This is a genomic window from Streptomyces sp. BK022 (assembly GCF_004217355.1).
GTDB classification, from domain to species: Bacteria; Actinomycetota; Actinomycetes; order Streptomycetales; family Streptomycetaceae; genus Streptomyces; species Streptomyces griseoluteus.
In genome coordinates this window covers 456426-472203 of record NZ_SHKU01000005.1, presented here as the reverse complement: position 1 = coordinate 472203, position 15778 = coordinate 456426, and the positions used below count along the sequence as shown (strand labels likewise).

Sequence of the window (15778 nt, the reverse complement as noted above, 5' to 3'; positions counted from 1 at the left end):
CACGCGTCGAAGTGTCATCGGACTACGCTTGCCCCATGGCCAGGACGACGACCGGTCGAGACCGGGACCAAGTGCACCACCAGCCCGACATCGCCCGGGCCGCCGCGCTGATCGCCGACCCCTCCCGCGCCCGGATGCTGAAGGCGCTCAGCGACGGCCGCGCACTGCCCGCCGGCCTGCTCGCCGCCGAGGCGGGCGTGAGCGCCGCGACGGCCAGTGCCCACCTGGGCAAACTCGTGGAGGCGCGCATGGTCAGGATGGAGAGCGCCGGCCGGTGCCGCTACTACCGTCTGGCCACCCCCGACATCAGCCTCGCCCTGGAGGCGCTGGCCGTCATCGCGCCGCCCCTGCCGGTCACCTCACTGCGGGACAGCAGCACCGCCGGCGCCCTGCGCCGCTCCCGCACGTGTTACGACCATCTCGCCGGCCGGCTGGGCGTGGGCCTGCTGGAATCCCTGCTCGCGGGTGGCCTGCTGGCCGGGCACGACGGCACCCACCGCCCCGACGAGGCGGTGCGCGACGGCGCGACCGGATACGGACACGACTTCGACTACCGGCTCACCGAGACCGGCCGGCGGACGCTGGTGCGGTTCGGCGTCGACCTGACCCGGCTGCCGGCCCGCCGCCCCCTGATCCGCTACTGCGTCGACTGGAGCGAGCAGCGCCACCATCTCGCCGGGGCGGTGGGCGCGGCGCTGACCGCCCGCCTCTTCGAGCTGGGCTGGCTGCGCTACGGCTCGAGCCCCCGGGTCGTCCATGTCACCGAGGCGGGCGCCGAGGGCCTGGCCGGAACCTTCGGGCTGCGTCCGGCGGACTGACCGCCCGGCGCCACCTCCACCTCGGCCGATCGGTGTACTCCTGCGGAGGAGTGGACCTCGGTGGTTCCTCCGATGAGCGATGACGTGCCGCCCGCCTCCGCCGAGCCTGGGTCCAGCCCACCGGCAGAAGCAGAGGAGAACACCGACGTGCCCATCCCACCGAACTCCGTCGGCGGCCCCACGGACCGGACCGTGACGGTGCTGCGCGACCTGCTGTCCCCGGAGGCGCTGGACTCCGTCGAATGGAAGCGCTGGATCGAGCCGGGGCGCACCGGCACGGCGATCCACCCCCTGTACGAGACCGACGACGACCGGCCGGCGTCGGCGCAGCTCATCCGCTTCGACCCGGGATCCCACGGCGATCTGCACGAGCACCTCGGCTACGAGCTGATGTTCGTCCTCCAGGGGGAGTTCAGCAACGACAACGGCGACCGGTACCGGGTCGGCGACCTGGTCATCGAGGAGCCGGGAAGTGTCCACCGCATCGGCACGGAGACGGGTTGCACGCTGCTCGGCATCCGTGAGGCCCCGGTCGTACCGAAGAACTGAGGGATGGCGTGAGCCCCGACAGCCCCACCAGACCCTGGCAGTCCCTGCCCGCGGCGCAGCAGCCCGAGTACCCCGACCCGGAGGCCCTGCGCGCGGTGCTGGCGGATCTCGAGACGTTCCCGCCGCTCGTCTTCGCGGGCGAGTGCGACCATCTGCGCGCGCGGATGGCCTCCGTCGCCGAGGGGAAGGCGTTCCTCCTCCAGGGCGGCGACTGTGCCGAGTCCTTCGAGGCGGTCTCGGCCGACCACATCCGCGACAAGCTGAAGACGCTGCTCCAGATGGGGGCCGTACTGACGTACGCCGCCTCCGTGCCCGTGGTCAAGGTGGGCCGCATCGCGGGCCAGTACTCCAAGCCGCGGTCCAGCACGACCGAGACCCGGGACGGGGTGACCCTGCCCAGCTACCGGGGCGACTCGGTGAACGGCCGGGCGTTCACCGAGACGGCCCGCGTCCCGGACCCGGAGCGGCTGAAGCGGATGTACCACGCCTCGGCCTCGACGCTGAACCTGGTGCGGGCCTTCACCGCCGGCGGCTACGCCGATCTGCGTCAGGTGCACGCCTGGAACCAGGACTTCGTGAAGTCCTCCCCCTCCGGCCGGCGCTACGAGCGACTGGCCAGGGAGATCGACAACGCGCTGAACTTCATGCACGCCTGCGGGGCCGATCCGGAGGAGTTCAGGACCGTCGAGTTCTACTCCTCGCACGAGGCGCTGCTGCTCGACTACGAGTCCGCCCTCACCCGGGTGGATTCGCGCACCGGGCGCCTCTACAACGTGTCGGCGCACATGGTGTGGATCGGTGAGCGCACCCGTCAGATGGACGGCGCGCACGTGGAGTTCGCCGCGCGGATCAGCAACCCGATCGGGGTCAAACTGGGACCTGGTGTCGAAGCGGACGAGGCGCTGACCCTGATCGACCGTCTGGACCCCGGCCGGGAGCCGGGCCGGCTGACCTTCGTCACCCGGATGGGCGCGGACAAGGTCCGCGACCGGCTCCCGGAACTCGTCGAGAAGGTCACGGCGTCGGGCGCGCGGGTGGCCTGGGTGTGCGACCCGATGCACGGCAACACCATCGAGGCGGCCTCGGGGCACAAGACCCGCCGCTTCGACGACGTACTGGACGAGGTCAAGGGCTTCTTCGAGGTCCACAAGGCGCTCGGCACCCATCCCGGCGGCATCCACGTCGAGCTGACCGGCGACGACGTCACCGAGTGCGTGGGCGGCGGCGACGAGATCCTCGTCGACGACCTGCACCAGCGCTACGAGACGGCCTGCGACCCCCGGCTCAACCGCAGCCAGTCGCTCGACCTCGCCTTCCTCGTGGCGGAGATGTACCGGAGCCAGTGAGGGAGCGGGCCGTGCCTCCCCTCGGGGAGCCGCACGGCCCGGCTCCTTCGGCGGGGCGGAGGGCCGTCCCGCCGGCGGGACGGCCCGGCCTCGGGCGTCAGGCGGGCGTCTGGAGCACCGCGAAGACCGCCCCTTGCGGGTCCGCGACCGTCGCCGACCGGCCGGACGCGGTGTCCCGGGCCGGTTCCCGTACCCGGCCGCCGAGCGCCGCCACCCGGGCGAGTGCCCATTCCACGTCCGTGACCCGGAAATGGGTGAGCCAGTGGGCGCCCCGGTCGCGGAGCACCGCGCGTCCGGCGCCGCGCAGCGCGGCCGCCGGTCTCCCGGCGCTGCGCAGGGTCACCCGGTCCAGGCCGTCCGTGCCCGGCTCCCGCTCGTAGCCGCACACCGCCTCGTAGAACCTGACGACGCGTCCGGTCTCGTAGGTGATCAACTCGGTCCACACCGGCAGTCCGTGTCCGTCCTCGTCCGGCGCCGCGGACGGGCCGGTGCACTCACCGAGTCCGAAGACCGCGCCCGCCGGGTCCGCGGCCACGACCGTCCGGCCCTCCCCGGCGCTGTCGAGCGGCCCGACGGCCACCGTGCCACCGTGCAAACGCACCTGATGGGCCGTCAGGTCGACGTCGGGCGACGTGAAGAACGGCGTCCAGGCGGCCGCGAACTGCCGGTCCGGCGGCGACTGGCCGATGCCCGCCACCTCCTGGCCGTCCAGCAGGGCCCGCGCGCGGCGTCCGGGCCCGGGCCCGAACTCCCAGCCGAAGAGCGCACCGTAGAACTCCTCGGCGGCGGCCGGCCGGTGTGTCAGCAGGCTCACCCGCCAAGGTGCGCCGGGTGCCCGCGTCGCCCGGGGGATCGCCGCCTGCCGTACCTGCGTCATCCGCCACTCTCCCTCCGGCCCCTCTTGGGGGCCGTGTCGCATCCGCTCCCTGAGGGCCCGTGCCGCCACCGGTACGTGGCGGCGCGCGGTCCAGGCGGAAGGCCCGGTCGGCCGCCGTCCGCCCTGTGGGCGATGACCGGCGCGTGCCGCCGAGCGCACACTGTGTGCCCGATACCGTACGCCGTGTGATCGGGGCTGTCCGGCCCGGCAGAGCAGTGGCAGCCGGGCGTGGCGGCCACCCCGTGCGCGAGGATGGCGCCATGACAGTCATCATCACCGCCGCCGAACTGGCCGGGGACCTGGCCGGACCCACCCCGCCGACGCTGCTGGACCTGCGCTGGCAACTGAGTGCGCCGGACGCCCCCGCCTTCGACGCCCGCGCCGCCTACGAGGCCGGACACCTCCCCGGGGCGGTCTTCGTCGACCTGGACCGGGAACTGGCCGCGCCCCCCGGCCCGCGCGGCCGCCATCCCCTGCCGGACCTCGCGGAGTTCGGCGCCGCGATGCGCCGCGCGGGCGTCTCCGCTGGCACCCCGGTCGTCGTGTACGACGGCGGCCAGGGCTGGGCGGCCGCCCGCGCCTGGTGGCTGCTGCGGGCGACGGGTCACCCGGACGTGAGGGTGCTCGACGGCGGGTTGACGGCGTGGGAGGGCCCGCTGTCCACGGAGGTACCGACCCCGGCCCAGGGCGACTTCGAGCCTCTGCCGGAGCCGGCCGGCGCCCTCGACGCGGACGGCGCGGCCCGGCTCGCGGGCTCCGGCGTGCTGCTCGACGCCCGCGCGGGGGAGCGGTACCGGGGCGAGGTGGAACCCATCGACCGGGTCGGCGGCCACATTCCGGGCGCGCTGTCGGCCCCGACCATGGAGAACGTGGGCCCCGACGGCCGCTTCCTCCCCGCGGCCGACCTCCGCGACCGCTTCAAGGCCCTCGGCGTCTCCGGCGACGCCCCGGTCGGCGTCTACTGCGGCTCGGGCGTCTCCGCGGCGCACGAGGCGCTGGCCCTGGCCATCGCGGGCATCCCGGCCGCGCTGTACGTGGGCTCGTGGTCGGAGTGGTCCAACGACCCGTCCCGCCCGGTCGCGGTGGGGCCGGACCCGCGCTGAGAAAGCGTGAGGGGTGGAGCGCACCCGCGCTCCACCCCTACGGGTCCCGCCACTCCCGCTATTCCTGCTTCTTGCGCCGGGTGCCGAACACGATCTCGTCCCAGCTCGGTACGGCGGCCCGGCGGCCGGGGCGCACCCCGTCGGCCTCGGCCTGGCGGTCCGTCGCGCCGGTCAGCCGGTCGCGGTGGCTGGAGACGGCACGGGGCATCAGTACGTCCGCGTAGGCGGAACCGGCCGACGCGGCGGGCGCCGGAGGCTCCTCCTCCATGACCTCCTCGGCCGGCTCTTCCGCAGGCTCCGGCGGCCGCTCCGGCACCACCAGGTCGCCCCGGAAACTCGGCACGGCCTCCAGCAGGCTGGTCAGGGAGTCGCGTTCGCCCGTGGACTCCTCGACGGGCTCGGACGGCTGCGCGGGCAGGCTGGGCCGCTCGCGGTCGCCCCGGTCCAGTGCGCGGTCCATGCCGCGGTCGCGCGGGAGCCGTGCGATACGCGGGACGAACGGGAAGCTGGGCTCCGGCACCGCGAGGTCGTCGGACTCGCCGATCAGCGAGCGCGCCTCGTCGTCGACGGCTTGGACGAGCCGCCGGGGCGGGTCGTACGTCCAGCTCGCCGAGTGCGGTTCGCCGGCGACCAGGTAGACGAGCAGGACCTCCCAGGTGCCGTCGTCCCGGCGCCAGGAGTCCCACTGGACGGTGTCCTTCTCCGCGCCCCGCAGCAACAGCCGCTCCTGCACGGCCTCGCCGAGCAGCGGGCCGGAGTTCTCGCCGGGGCGGCGGACGGGCGTCTTGCGGGCGCGCTCGGCCATGAAGGCGCGTTCGGCGAGCACCGGTCCCTCGAAGCGGCGGACCCGGTCGACGGGGATGCCGGCGAGCTGGGCGACCTCTTCCGCGGTGGCACCGGCTCGTATCCGCGCCTGGATGTCACGGGGGCGGAGGTGGCTCTCCACCTCGATCTCGATCTGGCCGAGGCGGGGGCGGTCACCGCGCACGGCGGCGCGCAGCCGCTCGTCGATCGGAAGGGTGTACTCCGTCGCGTCGGCAGCCTTGAGCACCAGCCGTGTGCCGTCATTCGAGACGGCCACGACACGCAGTTCGGGCATGGGGACCTCCCGGATGGTGCCTGCCGACGTCACGTGCGTCGCTGCTTCCGCTAGTCGAGTGTGGCCTGCCCGAGCGCAACCTGCCACAACCTTGCCGAGTTGCCCGGCGTGTCGGGCGCGAGCCGAGCACCGCCGTTATGGCACGGTTACCTGTTCGCAACGCTGAGTGACGAACCTCATCACCCTGTGCAACTCTCCCCCTCCTGGCGGCCCTGCGGGGCTCCGGACATCCCGATGGGACACCGGTGCCCAGGGCTCGCAACAGTACTCCATTCGGGCCATGCGCGTCGTTCGGCGCGCCCGTCAACTTCTGCCGGGGGGTGCGACTTGGCCGCTCGTGGGCGGGTTCCGGCCGTCACCAACGTGGCGAAGTTCACGCAATCCGGCGAAACGGAACTAATGGTTTCGTCGGCACGTCCCTCACTCGTCACAGGTCGGCAGGAGCCGACGCCGAGCGAGGGAAAGGCAGCGGGTTCCGGGTATGCGTGAAACGCCCGAAGCGGGTCGGAAGCGGTTCGACCTGAACGTCCCCCAGGTCGCGGGCAGCGCGCTCGCGGCTGTCGTGGCGGCCAAGATGGCCTCCTACTTCGGGGTGTACGGCACGATCCTGGGCGCCGGAGTGGTCAGCATCGTCGCCACCTGCGGCGGCTCGGTCTTCCAGCAGTTCTTCCGGCGCACGGGCGAGCAGTTCCGCGAGGTACGGGACCCCACCCGGTCCCGTACGCCGGCTGTCGCGGGCCGGCCGGTCCCGGAGCCGGAGCCGGTGCCGGGGGAGTTCACCGAGGGCACCGTCTACCGGGCGAAGGTCAAGAGCTGGAAGCGCCCGCTGCTCGCGGCGGCCCTGGTCTTCGGGGTCACCATGGGCGGCATCACGGTTTACGAGGCGGCGTCCGGCAACAGCTTCAGCGGCGGCTCGGGCACCACGGTCAGCGACGCGGTCGGCGGCCACCACTCCTCCCACCACCGCAGGAACGACGACCCCGCGCCCGCCACCACGCCTTCCGGCACCACCGACCCCACCGGGCAGACCCCGTCCGAGGGCGGCTCCGCCACCAGCCGGCCGACGTCACCCGAGACCACCCGGACCCCGGGCGACGGGCCGAGCAGCGCCCCCGGGGAGGGCGCGGCCACCCCGGCCCCCACACCGAGCGAGGGCGCGACCGACCCGGCGCCCACTACCCCAGAACCCTCCGCAAGTAGTCGTTCTGGAACAGCCGTTCCGGGTCCAGCCGGTTCCGCAGCGCCGTGAACTCGGTGAAGCGCGGATACACCCCTTCGAGGTACCCCGCGTCCCGCGTGTGCACCTTGCCCCAGTGCGGCCGCCCCTCGTGTGCGGTGAACACGCGCTCCGCCGCGCTGAAGTACGCCTGGTACGGGGTGCCCCGGAACATGTGGACCGCGATGTAGGCGCTGTCCCGGCCCGAGGCGGTGGACAGGGTGATGTCGTCGGCCGGGGCGGTGCGCACCTCGACCGGGAAGCTGACCCGCAGCCCGGACCGCTCGATCACCGCCCGCAGTTCCCGCAGCGTCTCGGCCAGGGCCGCGCGCGGCACCGCGTACTCCATCTCCACGAACCGCACCCGGCGCGGCGAGGTGAAGACCCGGTACGGGATGTCGGTGTACGACCGCGCCGACAGGGCCCGGCTGGCGACCCGGGCGATGGCCGGGACGGAGACGGGGGCGGCGCGCCCCATCCACTGGACCGCCTGGAAGACGCCGTTGGACAGGAACTCGTCCTCGAACCACCCGGCCGCCCGGCCCACCGGCTGCGCGGGGCCCTCGCTGCGGTTGTTGCGCTTGGTGTTGGTGCTGCCGGTGTGCGGGAACCAGTAGAACTCGAAGTGCTCGTTTTCCGCCCAGAGTTGGTCGAACTCGGCCAGCACCCGGTCGAGCGGCATCGGCTCCTCGCGTGCGGCGAGCAGGAACAGCGGTTCGACGGCGAGGGTCAGCGCGGTGACGACGCCCAGGGCGCCGAGGCCGATCCGGGCGGCCGCGAAGATCTCGGGGTTCTGCTCGGCGGAGCAGGTGAGCACCGATCCGTCGGCGGTGACGAGTTCGAGCCCGGTGATCTGGGCGGCGATGGAGCCGGACTCCCGGCCGGTGCCGTGGGTGCCGGTGCTGGTGGCCCCGGCGACGGTCTGCTCCATGATGTCGCCCATGTTGGTGAGCGACAGGCCCTCGCGCGCCAGCGCGGCGTTGAGCCGCTTCAACGGGGTGCCCGCCTCGACCGTGACGGTCATGGCGGCGCGGTCGACGGCGCGGATGCCGGTCAGCAGATCGGGCCGGATCAGCACCCCGTCCGTGGCGGCGACGGAGGTGAAGGAGTGTCCGGTGCCCACCGCCTTCACCCGCTGCCCGCGCTCGGCGGCCGCGCGCACCTCGGCGGCCAGTTCCTCCACCGAGGCCGGTGTCACCTGCCGGGCGGGCCGGGCGGTGACATTGCCGCCCCAGTTACGCCACGTTCCGTGCTTCCCGTTCGCCGTGCTGCTCAACGGTGCCTCCCCGCCCCGTGACCGGCCTGCGCAGCCGGCGGTACCCGAGGAAACCGACCACGACCGCGGCGGCTCCGGCGGCCACCGGGACCCCGTACCCGGCGCGCGCTCCGGCCGCGTCGATCACCCAGCCCGCCATGGCGGAGCCGAGCGCGACCCCGACCGCCAGACCGGTACCCACCCAGGTCATGCCCTCGGTGAGGTTCGCGCGAGGTACGTGCTTTTCGATGAGGGACATCGTCGTGATCATCGTCGGTGCGATGGACAGCCCCGCAACGAACAGTGCCGCGGCCAGAAGGACCAGGTTTCCGACCAGTAGGAGTGGGATCATACTCATGGCCATCGCGGCCACGCCCAGCAGCCACCGGCGCCGCGGCGGACCGGAGAAGCGCAGCAGGCCGAAGACCAGGCCCGCGACACAGGAACCGGCGGCGTAGAGCGCGAGGACCACACTGGCCGCGCTCTTGTGGCCGCGCTCCTCGGCGAAGGCCACGGTGACCACGTCGATCGCGCCGAAGATCGTGCCCGTGGCCACGAAGGTCGCCACCAGCACCTGGAGTCCGGGGGAGCGCAGCACGCTGCCGGTGCTGTGCTCCGCCCGCGGATGCGGCACCGGCTCGGTGCCGCGCTGGGCGGTCAGCCAGAAGACGCCGACCGCCAGGAAGCAGGCCGCGAGCAGCGGTCCCGCCTCCGGGAACCAGGCGGTCGACAGACCGATGGACAGGATCGGCCCGAAGATGAAGCAGACCTCGTCGACGACCGACTCGAACGAGTAGGCGGTGTGCAGCCTCGGGTCGCCGGCGTACAGCGCGGCCCACCGGGAGCGGATCATCGCGCCGAGGCTGGGCACGGCGCCGATCCCGGCCGCGAAGGCGAACAGCGTCCAGTCCGGCCAGCCGAAGTGCGCGGCGAGCAGCAGCCCGGCCCCGGCCGTGAGCGCCACCAGGGTCGCGGGGCGCAGCACCCGGCGCTGTCCGTGCCGGTCCACCAGGCGGGAGATCTGCGGTCCGAGCACGGCGGCGGAGAGCGCCATGGTGGCCGAGAGGGCGCCCGCGAGGCCGTAGCGGCCGGTGAGCTGGGAAATCATCGTGACCACGCCGATGCCCATCATCGACAGCGGCATCCGGCCGACGAGACCCGCGGCGGAGAAGCTCTTGGTGCCCGGTTCGGTGAACAGGGCGCGGTAGGGGCTGGGCACGCGGGGCTCCGTCTGGACTGCTCAGTAAGGCGCGAAGTAAGTGGATACAGCTTACAAGTTAGGCGACCCTAACGCAGCGGTTTCCGGCGGGGGGCGAATGGTAAGAAGAGCTGCTTTCCCGGCGCGACCCCGTGCCGTTTCCTCCCTGTCGGTGGGGGGTGGCAGGATCGAGTCATGCCAGACGCGCTCGATGTCACCCCCTACGACGCCCTCCTCCTGCTCTCCTTCGGCGGCCCCGAAGGCCCGGACGACGTGGTCCCGTTCCTGGAGAACGTCACGCGCGGCCGCGGCATCCCCAAGGAACGCCTCAAGGAGGTCGGGCAGCACTACTTCCTGTTCGGCGGGGTCAGCCCGATCAACGAGCAGAACCGCGAACTGCTGGACGCCCTGCGCAAGGACTTCGCCGACCACGGGCTGGACCTGCCGGTCTACTGGGGCAACCGCAACTGGCAGCCGTACCTCACCGACACCCTGCGCGAGATGACCGCCGACGGCCGCCGCCGCGTGCTGGTCCTCGCCACCAGCGCCTACGCCTCCTACTCGGGCTGCCGCCAGTACCGGGAGAACCTGGCCGACGCGCTCGCCACGCTGAAGGCGGAGGGGCTGACACCGCCCGAGGTCGACAAGCTCCGGCACTACTTCAACCACCCCGGCTTCGTCGAGCCCATGGTCGACGGGGTACTGCGCTCGCTCGCCGACCTCCCCGACGAGGTGCGCGCCGGCGCCCACATCGCCTTCACCACCCACTCCATCCCGCTCGCCGCCGCCGACACCTCCGGCCCCGCCGAGGTCCACGGCGACGGCGGCGCCTACGTCGCCCAGCACCTGGACGTGGCCCAGCTGATCGCCGACGCCGTCCGCGAGCGCACCGGCGTCGACCACCCCTGGCAGCTCGTCTACCAGTCCCGCTCCGGCGCCCCGCACATCCCCTGGCTGGAGCCGGACATCTGCGACCACCTCCAGGAGCGGCACGCCGCCGGGGTCCCGGCCGTGGTCATGGCCCCCATCGGCTTCGTCTCCGACCACATGGAGGTCCTCTACGACCTCGACACGGAGGCCACCGCCAAGGCGGCGGAACTGGGCCTGCCGGTACGCCGCTCGGCCACCGTGGGCGCCGATCCCCGCTTCGCGGCCGCCGTCCGCGACCTGGTCGTGGAGCGGTCCGCCGCCGAGCGCGGCCGCGAGATCACCCCGTGCGCGCTGGGCGCGCTCGGCGCGAGCCACGACGTCTGCCCGGTCGGCTGCTGCCCGGCCCGTGCCCCGCGCCCCGCCGCCGCGGGCGCCGACAGCCCTCACGCGTAAGGACACCCGTGACCGACCCGCTCCCCTCCGAACTGCTCCAGCTCGCCCAGGAGGCCGCCCGCCGGGCAGGCGCTCTGCTGCGTGACGGTCGGCCGGCCGACCTCGCGGTGGCGGCGACCAAGTCCAGCCCGGTCGACGTCGTGACCGAGATGGACCTGGCCGCCGAGAAGCTGATCGTGGACCTGATCTCCGGGCGACGTCCCGACGACGGGTTCCTCGGCGAGGAGGGCGCCAGCACCGAGGGCACCAGCGGGGTCCGCTGGGTGATCGACCCGCTCGACGGCACGGTCAACTACCTGTACGGGCTGCCGACCTGGGCCGTCTCGATCGCGGCCCAGGTGGACGGCGAGACCGTGGCCGGAGTGGTCGCGGCTCCGATGCGCGGCGAGACCTACCGTGCCGTGCGCGGCGGGGGCGCCTGGGCCACCGGCTCCTGGGAGGGCGAGCGGCCGCTGGCCTGCCGCCCGCCGGCCCCGCTGGACCAGGCGCTGGTCTCCACCGGGTTCAACTACGTAGCCGAGGTCCGTGCCCGGCAGGCGGAGATCGCGGCCCGGCTGATCCCGCTGGTCCGCGACATCCGGCGCGGCGGTTCGGCGGCGATCGACCTCTGCGACCTGGCCTGCGGCCGGCTCGACGGGTACTACGAACGCGGGCTGCACCCGTGGGACGTCGCCGCGGGGGACCTCATCGCGCGGGAAGCGGGCGCCGTGACCGGTGGGCGGCCCGGAGAACGCCCCTCGGCCGAGCTGACGCTCGCCGCCACCCCGGCCGTCTTCGAGCCCCTCCAGCGGCTGCTGGGGGACTTCGGCGCCTGGCAGGACTGAAGCGCGTCCGGGTCGGGTCAGGCGGGGGTGACCCCGACCTCGACCCCGTGCTCGGCGGCGAGACGGCGCAGGTCGTCCAGCTCACCCTGCTCCACCTCGACGAGGAAGTCGTCCCCCTCGTCACGCGCCCGTGTCAGATCGGACTCGGTCGCCTTTATGCGCTGCAGAAGTCCCGTGGTGAAAGCGTCCATGCTGCGCCCCCTCGTCCTGGGTCGTGGGTCGGTGGCACGGGATGTGCCGGGTCAAGGAAGGGGCGATCATCGCCGCGGGTGCCCAGCGCTGCCCTGCCGGGCGGCGACGGTGCCGGACACCCGCGCCCGCTCCGCCGAGTGATCGCGGAGTACCGCATGGTGCTGCGGCACATGCAGAGCGTGATCGCGGGGTGTAAAGCCGTCCTCCCCGTCCGCCTCAGCGCGGAAACCTCGCCGGCGGGAGAAATTCCGGCATTCTCGTCCCGCCCCCTCCGTCCCAGCGGCCCCCGCCTCCGGCTTACAGCCGACTTATGGCCGAAAAGGGCAGGATGGAGGCCCGATCCCACGGCCGTCTCCACCCGTCCGCGCCCCGGCGCGGCACCCGCGGGTGGACTTCAGGAAGGACTAGCGACGTGCGTGTACTCGTCGTCGAGGACGAGCAGTTGCTCGCCGATGCGGTGGCCACCGGACTGCGCCGGGAGGCCATGGCCGTCGACGTCGTGTACGACGGTGCGGCCGCCCTGGAGCGCATCGGCGTCAACGACTACGACGTGGTCGTCCTCGACCGCGACCTCCCCCTGGTGCACGGCGACGACGTCTGCCGCCGCATCGTGGAGCTGGGGATGCCCACGCGCGTGCTGATGCTCACCGCCTCCGGTGACGTCAGCGACCGCGTCGAGGGCCTGGAGATCGGCGCCGACGACTACCTGCCCAAGCCGTTCGCCTTCAGCGAGCTGATCGCGCGCGTGCGCGCCCTCGGCCGCCGCACCAGCGTGCCCCTGCCCCCCGTCCTGGAGCGGGCCGGCATCAAGCTCGACCCCAACCGGCGCGAGGTCTTCCGCGACGGCAAGGAGGTCCAGCTCGCGCCGAAGGAGTTCGCGGTGCTGGAGGTGCTGATGCGCAGCGAGGGCGCGGTCGTCTCGGCCGAGCAACTGCTGGAGAAGGCGTGGGACGAGAACACCGACCCCTTCACCAACGTGGTGCGCGTGACGGTGATGACGCTGCGCCGCAAACTCGGCGAGCCCCCGGTGATCGTGACGGTCCCCGGCTCCGGCTACCGGATCTGATCCGCCGTGGCCGCCTCGCCCGCGCCGCCCCAGGCGCCCCCGAAGCCCACCTGGGACCCCCGCCCCCAGCCGCCCTTCCCCTGGCTGCGTCCGACCATCCGGATACGGCTCACCCTGCTGTACGGCGGCATGTTCCTGATCGCCGGCATCCTGCTGCTGTCGATCATCTATCTGCTGGCCGCGCAGGCGATCAGCACCGGCAACCAGCCGCTGTTCAAGATCGTCGGCTACCAGGACCTCCGGGTCTCCAGCGGCAACTGCCCGGCGATCAACAACACCACCAGCCTGTCGCTCCAGGACTTCAACACCGCGATCAGCCAGTGCGTCGACCACCAGCGCCAGGTGGCCCTGGACAACCTGCTCAGCCGCTCGCTGCTGGCCCTGCTGGGCCTCGCGGTGATCGCCTTCGCGTTCGGCTACGCGATGGCCGGCCGGGTGCTCTCCCCGCTGGGCCGGATCACCCGCACCGCCCGCCAGGTGGCCGGGTCGGATCTGTCCCGCCGGATCGAGCTGGACGGGCCGGACGACGAGCTGAAGGAGCTGGCCGACACCTTCGACGACATGCTGGAGCGGCTCCAGCGGGCCTTCACCGCCCAGCAGCGCTTCGTCGGCAACGCCTCCCACGAGCTGCGCACCCCGCTGGCGATCAACCGCACCCTGCTGGAGGTCCACCTCTCGGACCCGAACGCCCCGGTGGAGCTCCAGCAGCTCGGCAAGACCCTGCTGGCCACCAACGAACGCAGCGAGCAGCTGGTGGAGGGCCTGCTGCTGCTCGCCCGCAGCGACAACCAGATCGTCGAGCGGGGTCCGGTGGACCTCGCGGAGGTGGCCGGGCAGGCCATCGACCAGGTGCGCGGCGAGGCCGAGAGCCGGAGCGTGGAGATCCGCAGCGAGCTGGAGCCCGCCGTGGTGCGCGGCAACGGCGTGCTGCTGGAACGCATCGCGCTCAACCTCGTCCAGAACGCGGTGCGCTACAACGTGGCCCCGGACGAGACGCAGCGCGACGGCGAGGCGGCGGAGAGCGGCTGGGTGGAGGTCGGCACGGCGGTCGAGCACGGCCGCGCGGTGCTGACCGTGGCCAACACCGGCCCCGTGGTGCCCGCGTACGAGATCGACAACCTCTTCGAGCCCTTCCGGCGGCTGCGCACGGAGCGTACGGGCAGCGACAAGGGGGTCGGGCTCGGGCTGTCCATCGTGCGGTCCGTGGCGCGGGCGCACGGCGGTCACATCGCGGCCGTTCCGCGCGAGGGCGGTGGTCTGGTGATGCGGGTGACGCTGCCGTTGTGACCGTCCTTGTCACAGATCCCGACACTCGCGGAGGATGTTCGCTTCGCGCGGAATTTTCCGAGCACCGAAAGAGGTTTTCCCTGTGTGATCAATCACATGGGCGGATTTCCGGCCATGCACTGTCTGTGATCATGAAGAGGGCCGAAAGGCCGGGAAAATCCGGGTTTTCAAGGCTCCTGATCACGGGAAGTACACGATGAGGCGCCTTTGAGGTGCGGCATTCGAACCGTGTACGGTCCTCACCGCCATCCAAGCCGATCACTCACGAGGGGCCGGGTTGGGTGTCGATTGAGTAACAGACCTTGATGTGAGGCAAAATCTCCGCCTCAGGTCGGGCACAAGTCCGGCCTCTCACGCGTTACGTGCGCTGAAGACACCGCAGACACCCAGAGGGGGAGAGCGACACATGGCAACCGATTACGACACTCCACGCAAGACCGACGACGACGTCGACTCGGACAGTCTCGAAGAGCTGAAGGCCCGCCGGAACGACAAGTCCACCTCCGCGGTGGACGTCGACGAGTTCGAGGCCGCTGAGGGCCTCGAGCTTCCGGGAGCCGACCTCTCCAACGAGGAGCTGGCCGTCCGCGTGCTGCCCAAGCAGCAGGACGAGTTCACCTGCATGAGCTGCTTCCTGGTCCACCACCGCAGCCAGTTGGCCCGTGAGAAGAACGGCCAGCCGATCTGCCGCGACTGCGACTAGGGACGGGTCGGCCGTGACTGGCTCGACCCCTCCGCGGAAGCGCCGCTTCCACCTTCCGGGAGCGGACAAAGGGCTCTTCAAGGGCTCGCACGGCACACGTGACCAAGACGAGCGGGGCCCCGCCGGACCGGGGGCCTCGCTCGAACCGGCGTCCGAAACCGACGCGGCCAGGACGGCAGAGCCCCCCGGCCGCGCAGCGGGGGTGCGCTCCCGCGCCCGCCTGCTGGCCCACGAAGGCGCCCGCAGGGGGCGCACGCACGCCCGCGCGGGACTCGCCTACGTCGCCGACCGGGTCATCGACCTGGCCCCACGCGTCCCCGTACGCGACCTCGCGACCCTGCGCCGGCAGTTCCCGGGCCTCGGGCCCGAGCAGCTCGCCGACAAACTGGTGGCCGGAGCGGCCGCCGGAACCTCCACGGTCGGTGCCGGGATCGGCGCCGCCGCCATGCTCCCCGTACCGCCCGCCATGCCTACCGAGCTGGCCGCCGAGATCACCGGGGTCGCCGCGATCGAGCTGAAGCTCATCGCCGAACTCCACGAGGTCTACGGCCTGCGCCCGCCGGGCGGCCTCCGCGTCCGCAGCATCGCGTATCTCTCCTCCTGGTCGGGGGAGCGCGGAATCGACGTGATGAAACCGGCGTCCATCGACGTCGCCCTCAGCGGAAGGATGAAGCGCGAACTGCGCCAGCGGATCATGAAGCGCATGGTCCGGAACCTGCCCAACCTCATGCCGTTCATGGTCGGCGCCGCCGTCGGCGCGGTCATGAACCGCCGGGACACCCGGAAGCTCGCCGCACGCGTGCGGACCGACCTGCGCAAGAGCCAGGTCCCCTGGGACAGGCTGACCGACCTGCCGCCGCTGGAGGAGCCCGAGGACCCGCTGAGGATCACCGGATACCCGGAGGGCACCGGCAGCTGACGT

At 72.6% G+C, this 15778-nt stretch carries 16 protein-coding genes; 11 read left to right on the top strand and 5 right to left on the bottom strand.

The genetic code is table 11. The features are described from left to right. Window positions 1-35 precede the first annotated feature (35 nt). From EV284_RS23160 to EV284_RS23150, 3 genes are all read left to right on the top strand, one after another. A complete protein-coding gene (locus tag EV284_RS23160; RefSeq protein ID WP_130337259.1) occupies window positions 36-818 on the top strand; it encodes a winged helix-turn-helix domain-containing protein in 783 nt (260 codons plus the stop codon). 147 nt (window positions 819-965) lie between these two features. After that, on the top strand, window positions 966-1367 hold the full coding sequence (locus EV284_RS23155) for a cupin domain-containing protein (RefSeq protein WP_165425623.1): 402 nt from the start codon (window positions 966-968) through the stop codon (window positions 1365-1367). An 8-nt stretch (window positions 1368-1375) separates the two neighbouring features. After that, on the top strand, window positions 1376-2713 hold the full coding sequence (locus EV284_RS23150; RefSeq protein WP_242625792.1) for a 3-deoxy-7-phosphoheptulonate synthase class II: 1338 nt from the start codon (window positions 1376-1378) through the stop codon (window positions 2711-2713). A 97-nt stretch (window positions 2714-2810) separates the two neighbouring features. Here EV284_RS23150 and EV284_RS23145 read toward each other — a convergent pair whose 3' ends face one another. Then, on the bottom strand, window positions 2811-3590 hold the full coding sequence (locus tag EV284_RS23145) for a VOC family protein (protein WP_130337254.1): 780 nt from the start codon (window positions 3588-3590) through the stop codon (window positions 2811-2813). A 260-nt stretch (window positions 3591-3850) separates the two neighbouring features. On the opposite strand from EV284_RS23145, the gene EV284_RS23140 reads away from it, so the two are divergent. Next, window positions 3851-4693 carry a sulfurtransferase gene (locus tag EV284_RS23140; protein ID WP_130337252.1) on the top strand — a complete coding sequence of 281 codons (843 nt, stop codon included), beginning with the start codon at window positions 3851-3853 and terminating at the stop codon, window positions 4691-4693. A 58-nt stretch (window positions 4694-4751) separates the two neighbouring features. Here EV284_RS23140 and sepH read toward each other — a convergent pair whose 3' ends face one another. Next, a complete protein-coding gene (sepH, locus tag EV284_RS23135; protein WP_130337250.1) occupies window positions 4752-5792 on the bottom strand; it encodes a septation protein SepH in 1041 nt (346 codons plus the stop codon). A 481-nt stretch (window positions 5793-6273) separates the two neighbouring features. Here sepH and EV284_RS23130 point away from each other — a divergent pair, with 481 nt between their 5' ends. Continuing rightward, window positions 6274-7041 carry a hypothetical protein gene (locus tag EV284_RS23130; RefSeq protein WP_130337248.1) on the top strand — a complete coding sequence of 256 codons (768 nt, stop codon included), beginning with the start codon at window positions 6274-6276 and terminating at the stop codon, window positions 7039-7041. On the opposite strand, the gene EV284_RS23125 is transcribed toward EV284_RS23130, so the two are convergent. Both EV284_RS23125 and EV284_RS23120 read right to left on the bottom strand, forming a co-directional pair. Next, entirely contained in the window at window positions 6968-8284 is a 1317-nt protein-coding gene (locus EV284_RS23125; RefSeq protein ID WP_130337246.1) for a D-arabinono-1,4-lactone oxidase, read from the bottom strand. The genes EV284_RS23130 and EV284_RS23125 overlap by 74 nt on opposite strands. Then, window positions 8244-9482: an MFS transporter gene (locus tag EV284_RS23120; RefSeq protein ID WP_130337244.1), complete on the bottom strand. Its 1239-nt coding sequence runs from the start codon at window positions 9480-9482 to the stop codon at window positions 8244-8246. The genes EV284_RS23125 and EV284_RS23120 overlap by 41 nt, the downstream gene beginning before the upstream one ends. 174 nt (window positions 9483-9656) lie before the next feature. On the opposite strand from EV284_RS23120, the gene EV284_RS23115 reads away from it, so the two are divergent. Then, entirely contained in the window at window positions 9657-10784 is a 1128-nt protein-coding gene (locus tag EV284_RS23115; RefSeq protein ID WP_130337242.1) for a ferrochelatase, read from the top strand. An 8-nt stretch (window positions 10785-10792) separates the two neighbouring features. Continuing rightward, window positions 10793-11608 carry an inositol monophosphatase family protein gene (locus EV284_RS23110; protein WP_130337240.1) on the top strand — a complete coding sequence of 272 codons (816 nt, stop codon included), beginning with the start codon at window positions 10793-10795 and terminating at the stop codon, window positions 11606-11608. Window positions 11609-11625: 17 nt separating this feature from the next. On the opposite strand, the gene EV284_RS32810 is transcribed toward EV284_RS23110, so the two are convergent. After that, on the bottom strand, window positions 11626-11799 hold the full coding sequence (locus EV284_RS32810; protein ID WP_165425622.1) for a hypothetical protein: 174 nt from the start codon (window positions 11797-11799) through the stop codon (window positions 11626-11628). Between the two features lie 413 nt (window positions 11800-12212). On the opposite strand from EV284_RS32810, the gene EV284_RS23105 reads away from it, so the two are divergent. The 4 genes from EV284_RS23105 to EV284_RS23090 all read left to right on the top strand — a co-directional run bounded on the left by EV284_RS23105 (window position 12213) and on the right by EV284_RS23090 (window position 15775). After that, window positions 12213-12866: a response regulator transcription factor gene (locus tag EV284_RS23105; RefSeq protein WP_007387794.1), complete on the top strand. Its 654-nt coding sequence runs from the start codon at window positions 12213-12215 to the stop codon at window positions 12864-12866. 6 nt (window positions 12867-12872) lie between these two features. Then, window positions 12873-14153, top strand: a complete 1281-nt coding sequence (locus EV284_RS23100; RefSeq protein ID WP_130337238.1) for a HAMP domain-containing sensor histidine kinase — start codon at window positions 12873-12875, stop codon at window positions 14151-14153. Between the two features lie 406 nt (window positions 14154-14559). Then, window positions 14560-14856: a DUF4193 domain-containing protein gene (locus tag EV284_RS23095; RefSeq protein ID WP_005481602.1), complete on the top strand. Its 297-nt coding sequence runs from the start codon at window positions 14560-14562 to the stop codon at window positions 14854-14856. A 13-nt stretch (window positions 14857-14869) separates the two neighbouring features. Next, complete coding sequence (locus EV284_RS23090; protein ID WP_130337236.1) at window positions 14870-15775, top strand: hypothetical protein; 906 nt, start codon at window positions 14870-14872, stop codon at window positions 15773-15775. Window positions 15776-15778: the final 3 nt, after the last annotated feature.

What these genes read in the sequence shown, in the direction of transcription:
- EV284_RS23160 (WP_130337259.1), top strand. Translation starts at nt 36, where the DNA reads ATGGCCAGGACGACGACCGGTCGAGACCGGGACCAAGTGCACCACCAG.
- EV284_RS23145 (WP_130337254.1), bottom strand. Translation starts at nt 3,590, where the DNA reads ATGACGCAGGTACGGCAGGCGGCGATCCCCCGGGCGACGCGGGCACCC.
- EV284_RS23140 (WP_130337252.1), top strand. Translation starts at nt 3,851, where the DNA reads ATGACAGTCATCATCACCGCCGCCGAACTGGCCGGGGACCTGGCCGGA.
- sepH (WP_130337250.1), bottom strand. Translation starts at nt 5,792, where the DNA reads ATGCCCGAACTGCGTGTCGTGGCCGTCTCGAATGACGGCACACGGCTG.
- EV284_RS23130 (WP_130337248.1), top strand. Translation starts at nt 6,274, where the DNA reads ATGCGTGAAACGCCCGAAGCGGGTCGGAAGCGGTTCGACCTGAACGTC.
- EV284_RS23115 (WP_130337242.1), top strand. Translation starts at nt 9,657, where the DNA reads ATGCCAGACGCGCTCGATGTCACCCCCTACGACGCCCTCCTCCTGCTC.
- EV284_RS32810 (WP_165425622.1), bottom strand. Translation starts at nt 11,799, where the DNA reads ATGGACGCTTTCACCACGGGACTTCTGCAGCGCATAAAGGCGACCGAG.
- EV284_RS23095 (WP_005481602.1), top strand. Translation starts at nt 14,560, where the DNA reads ATGGCAACCGATTACGACACTCCACGCAAGACCGACGACGACGTCGAC.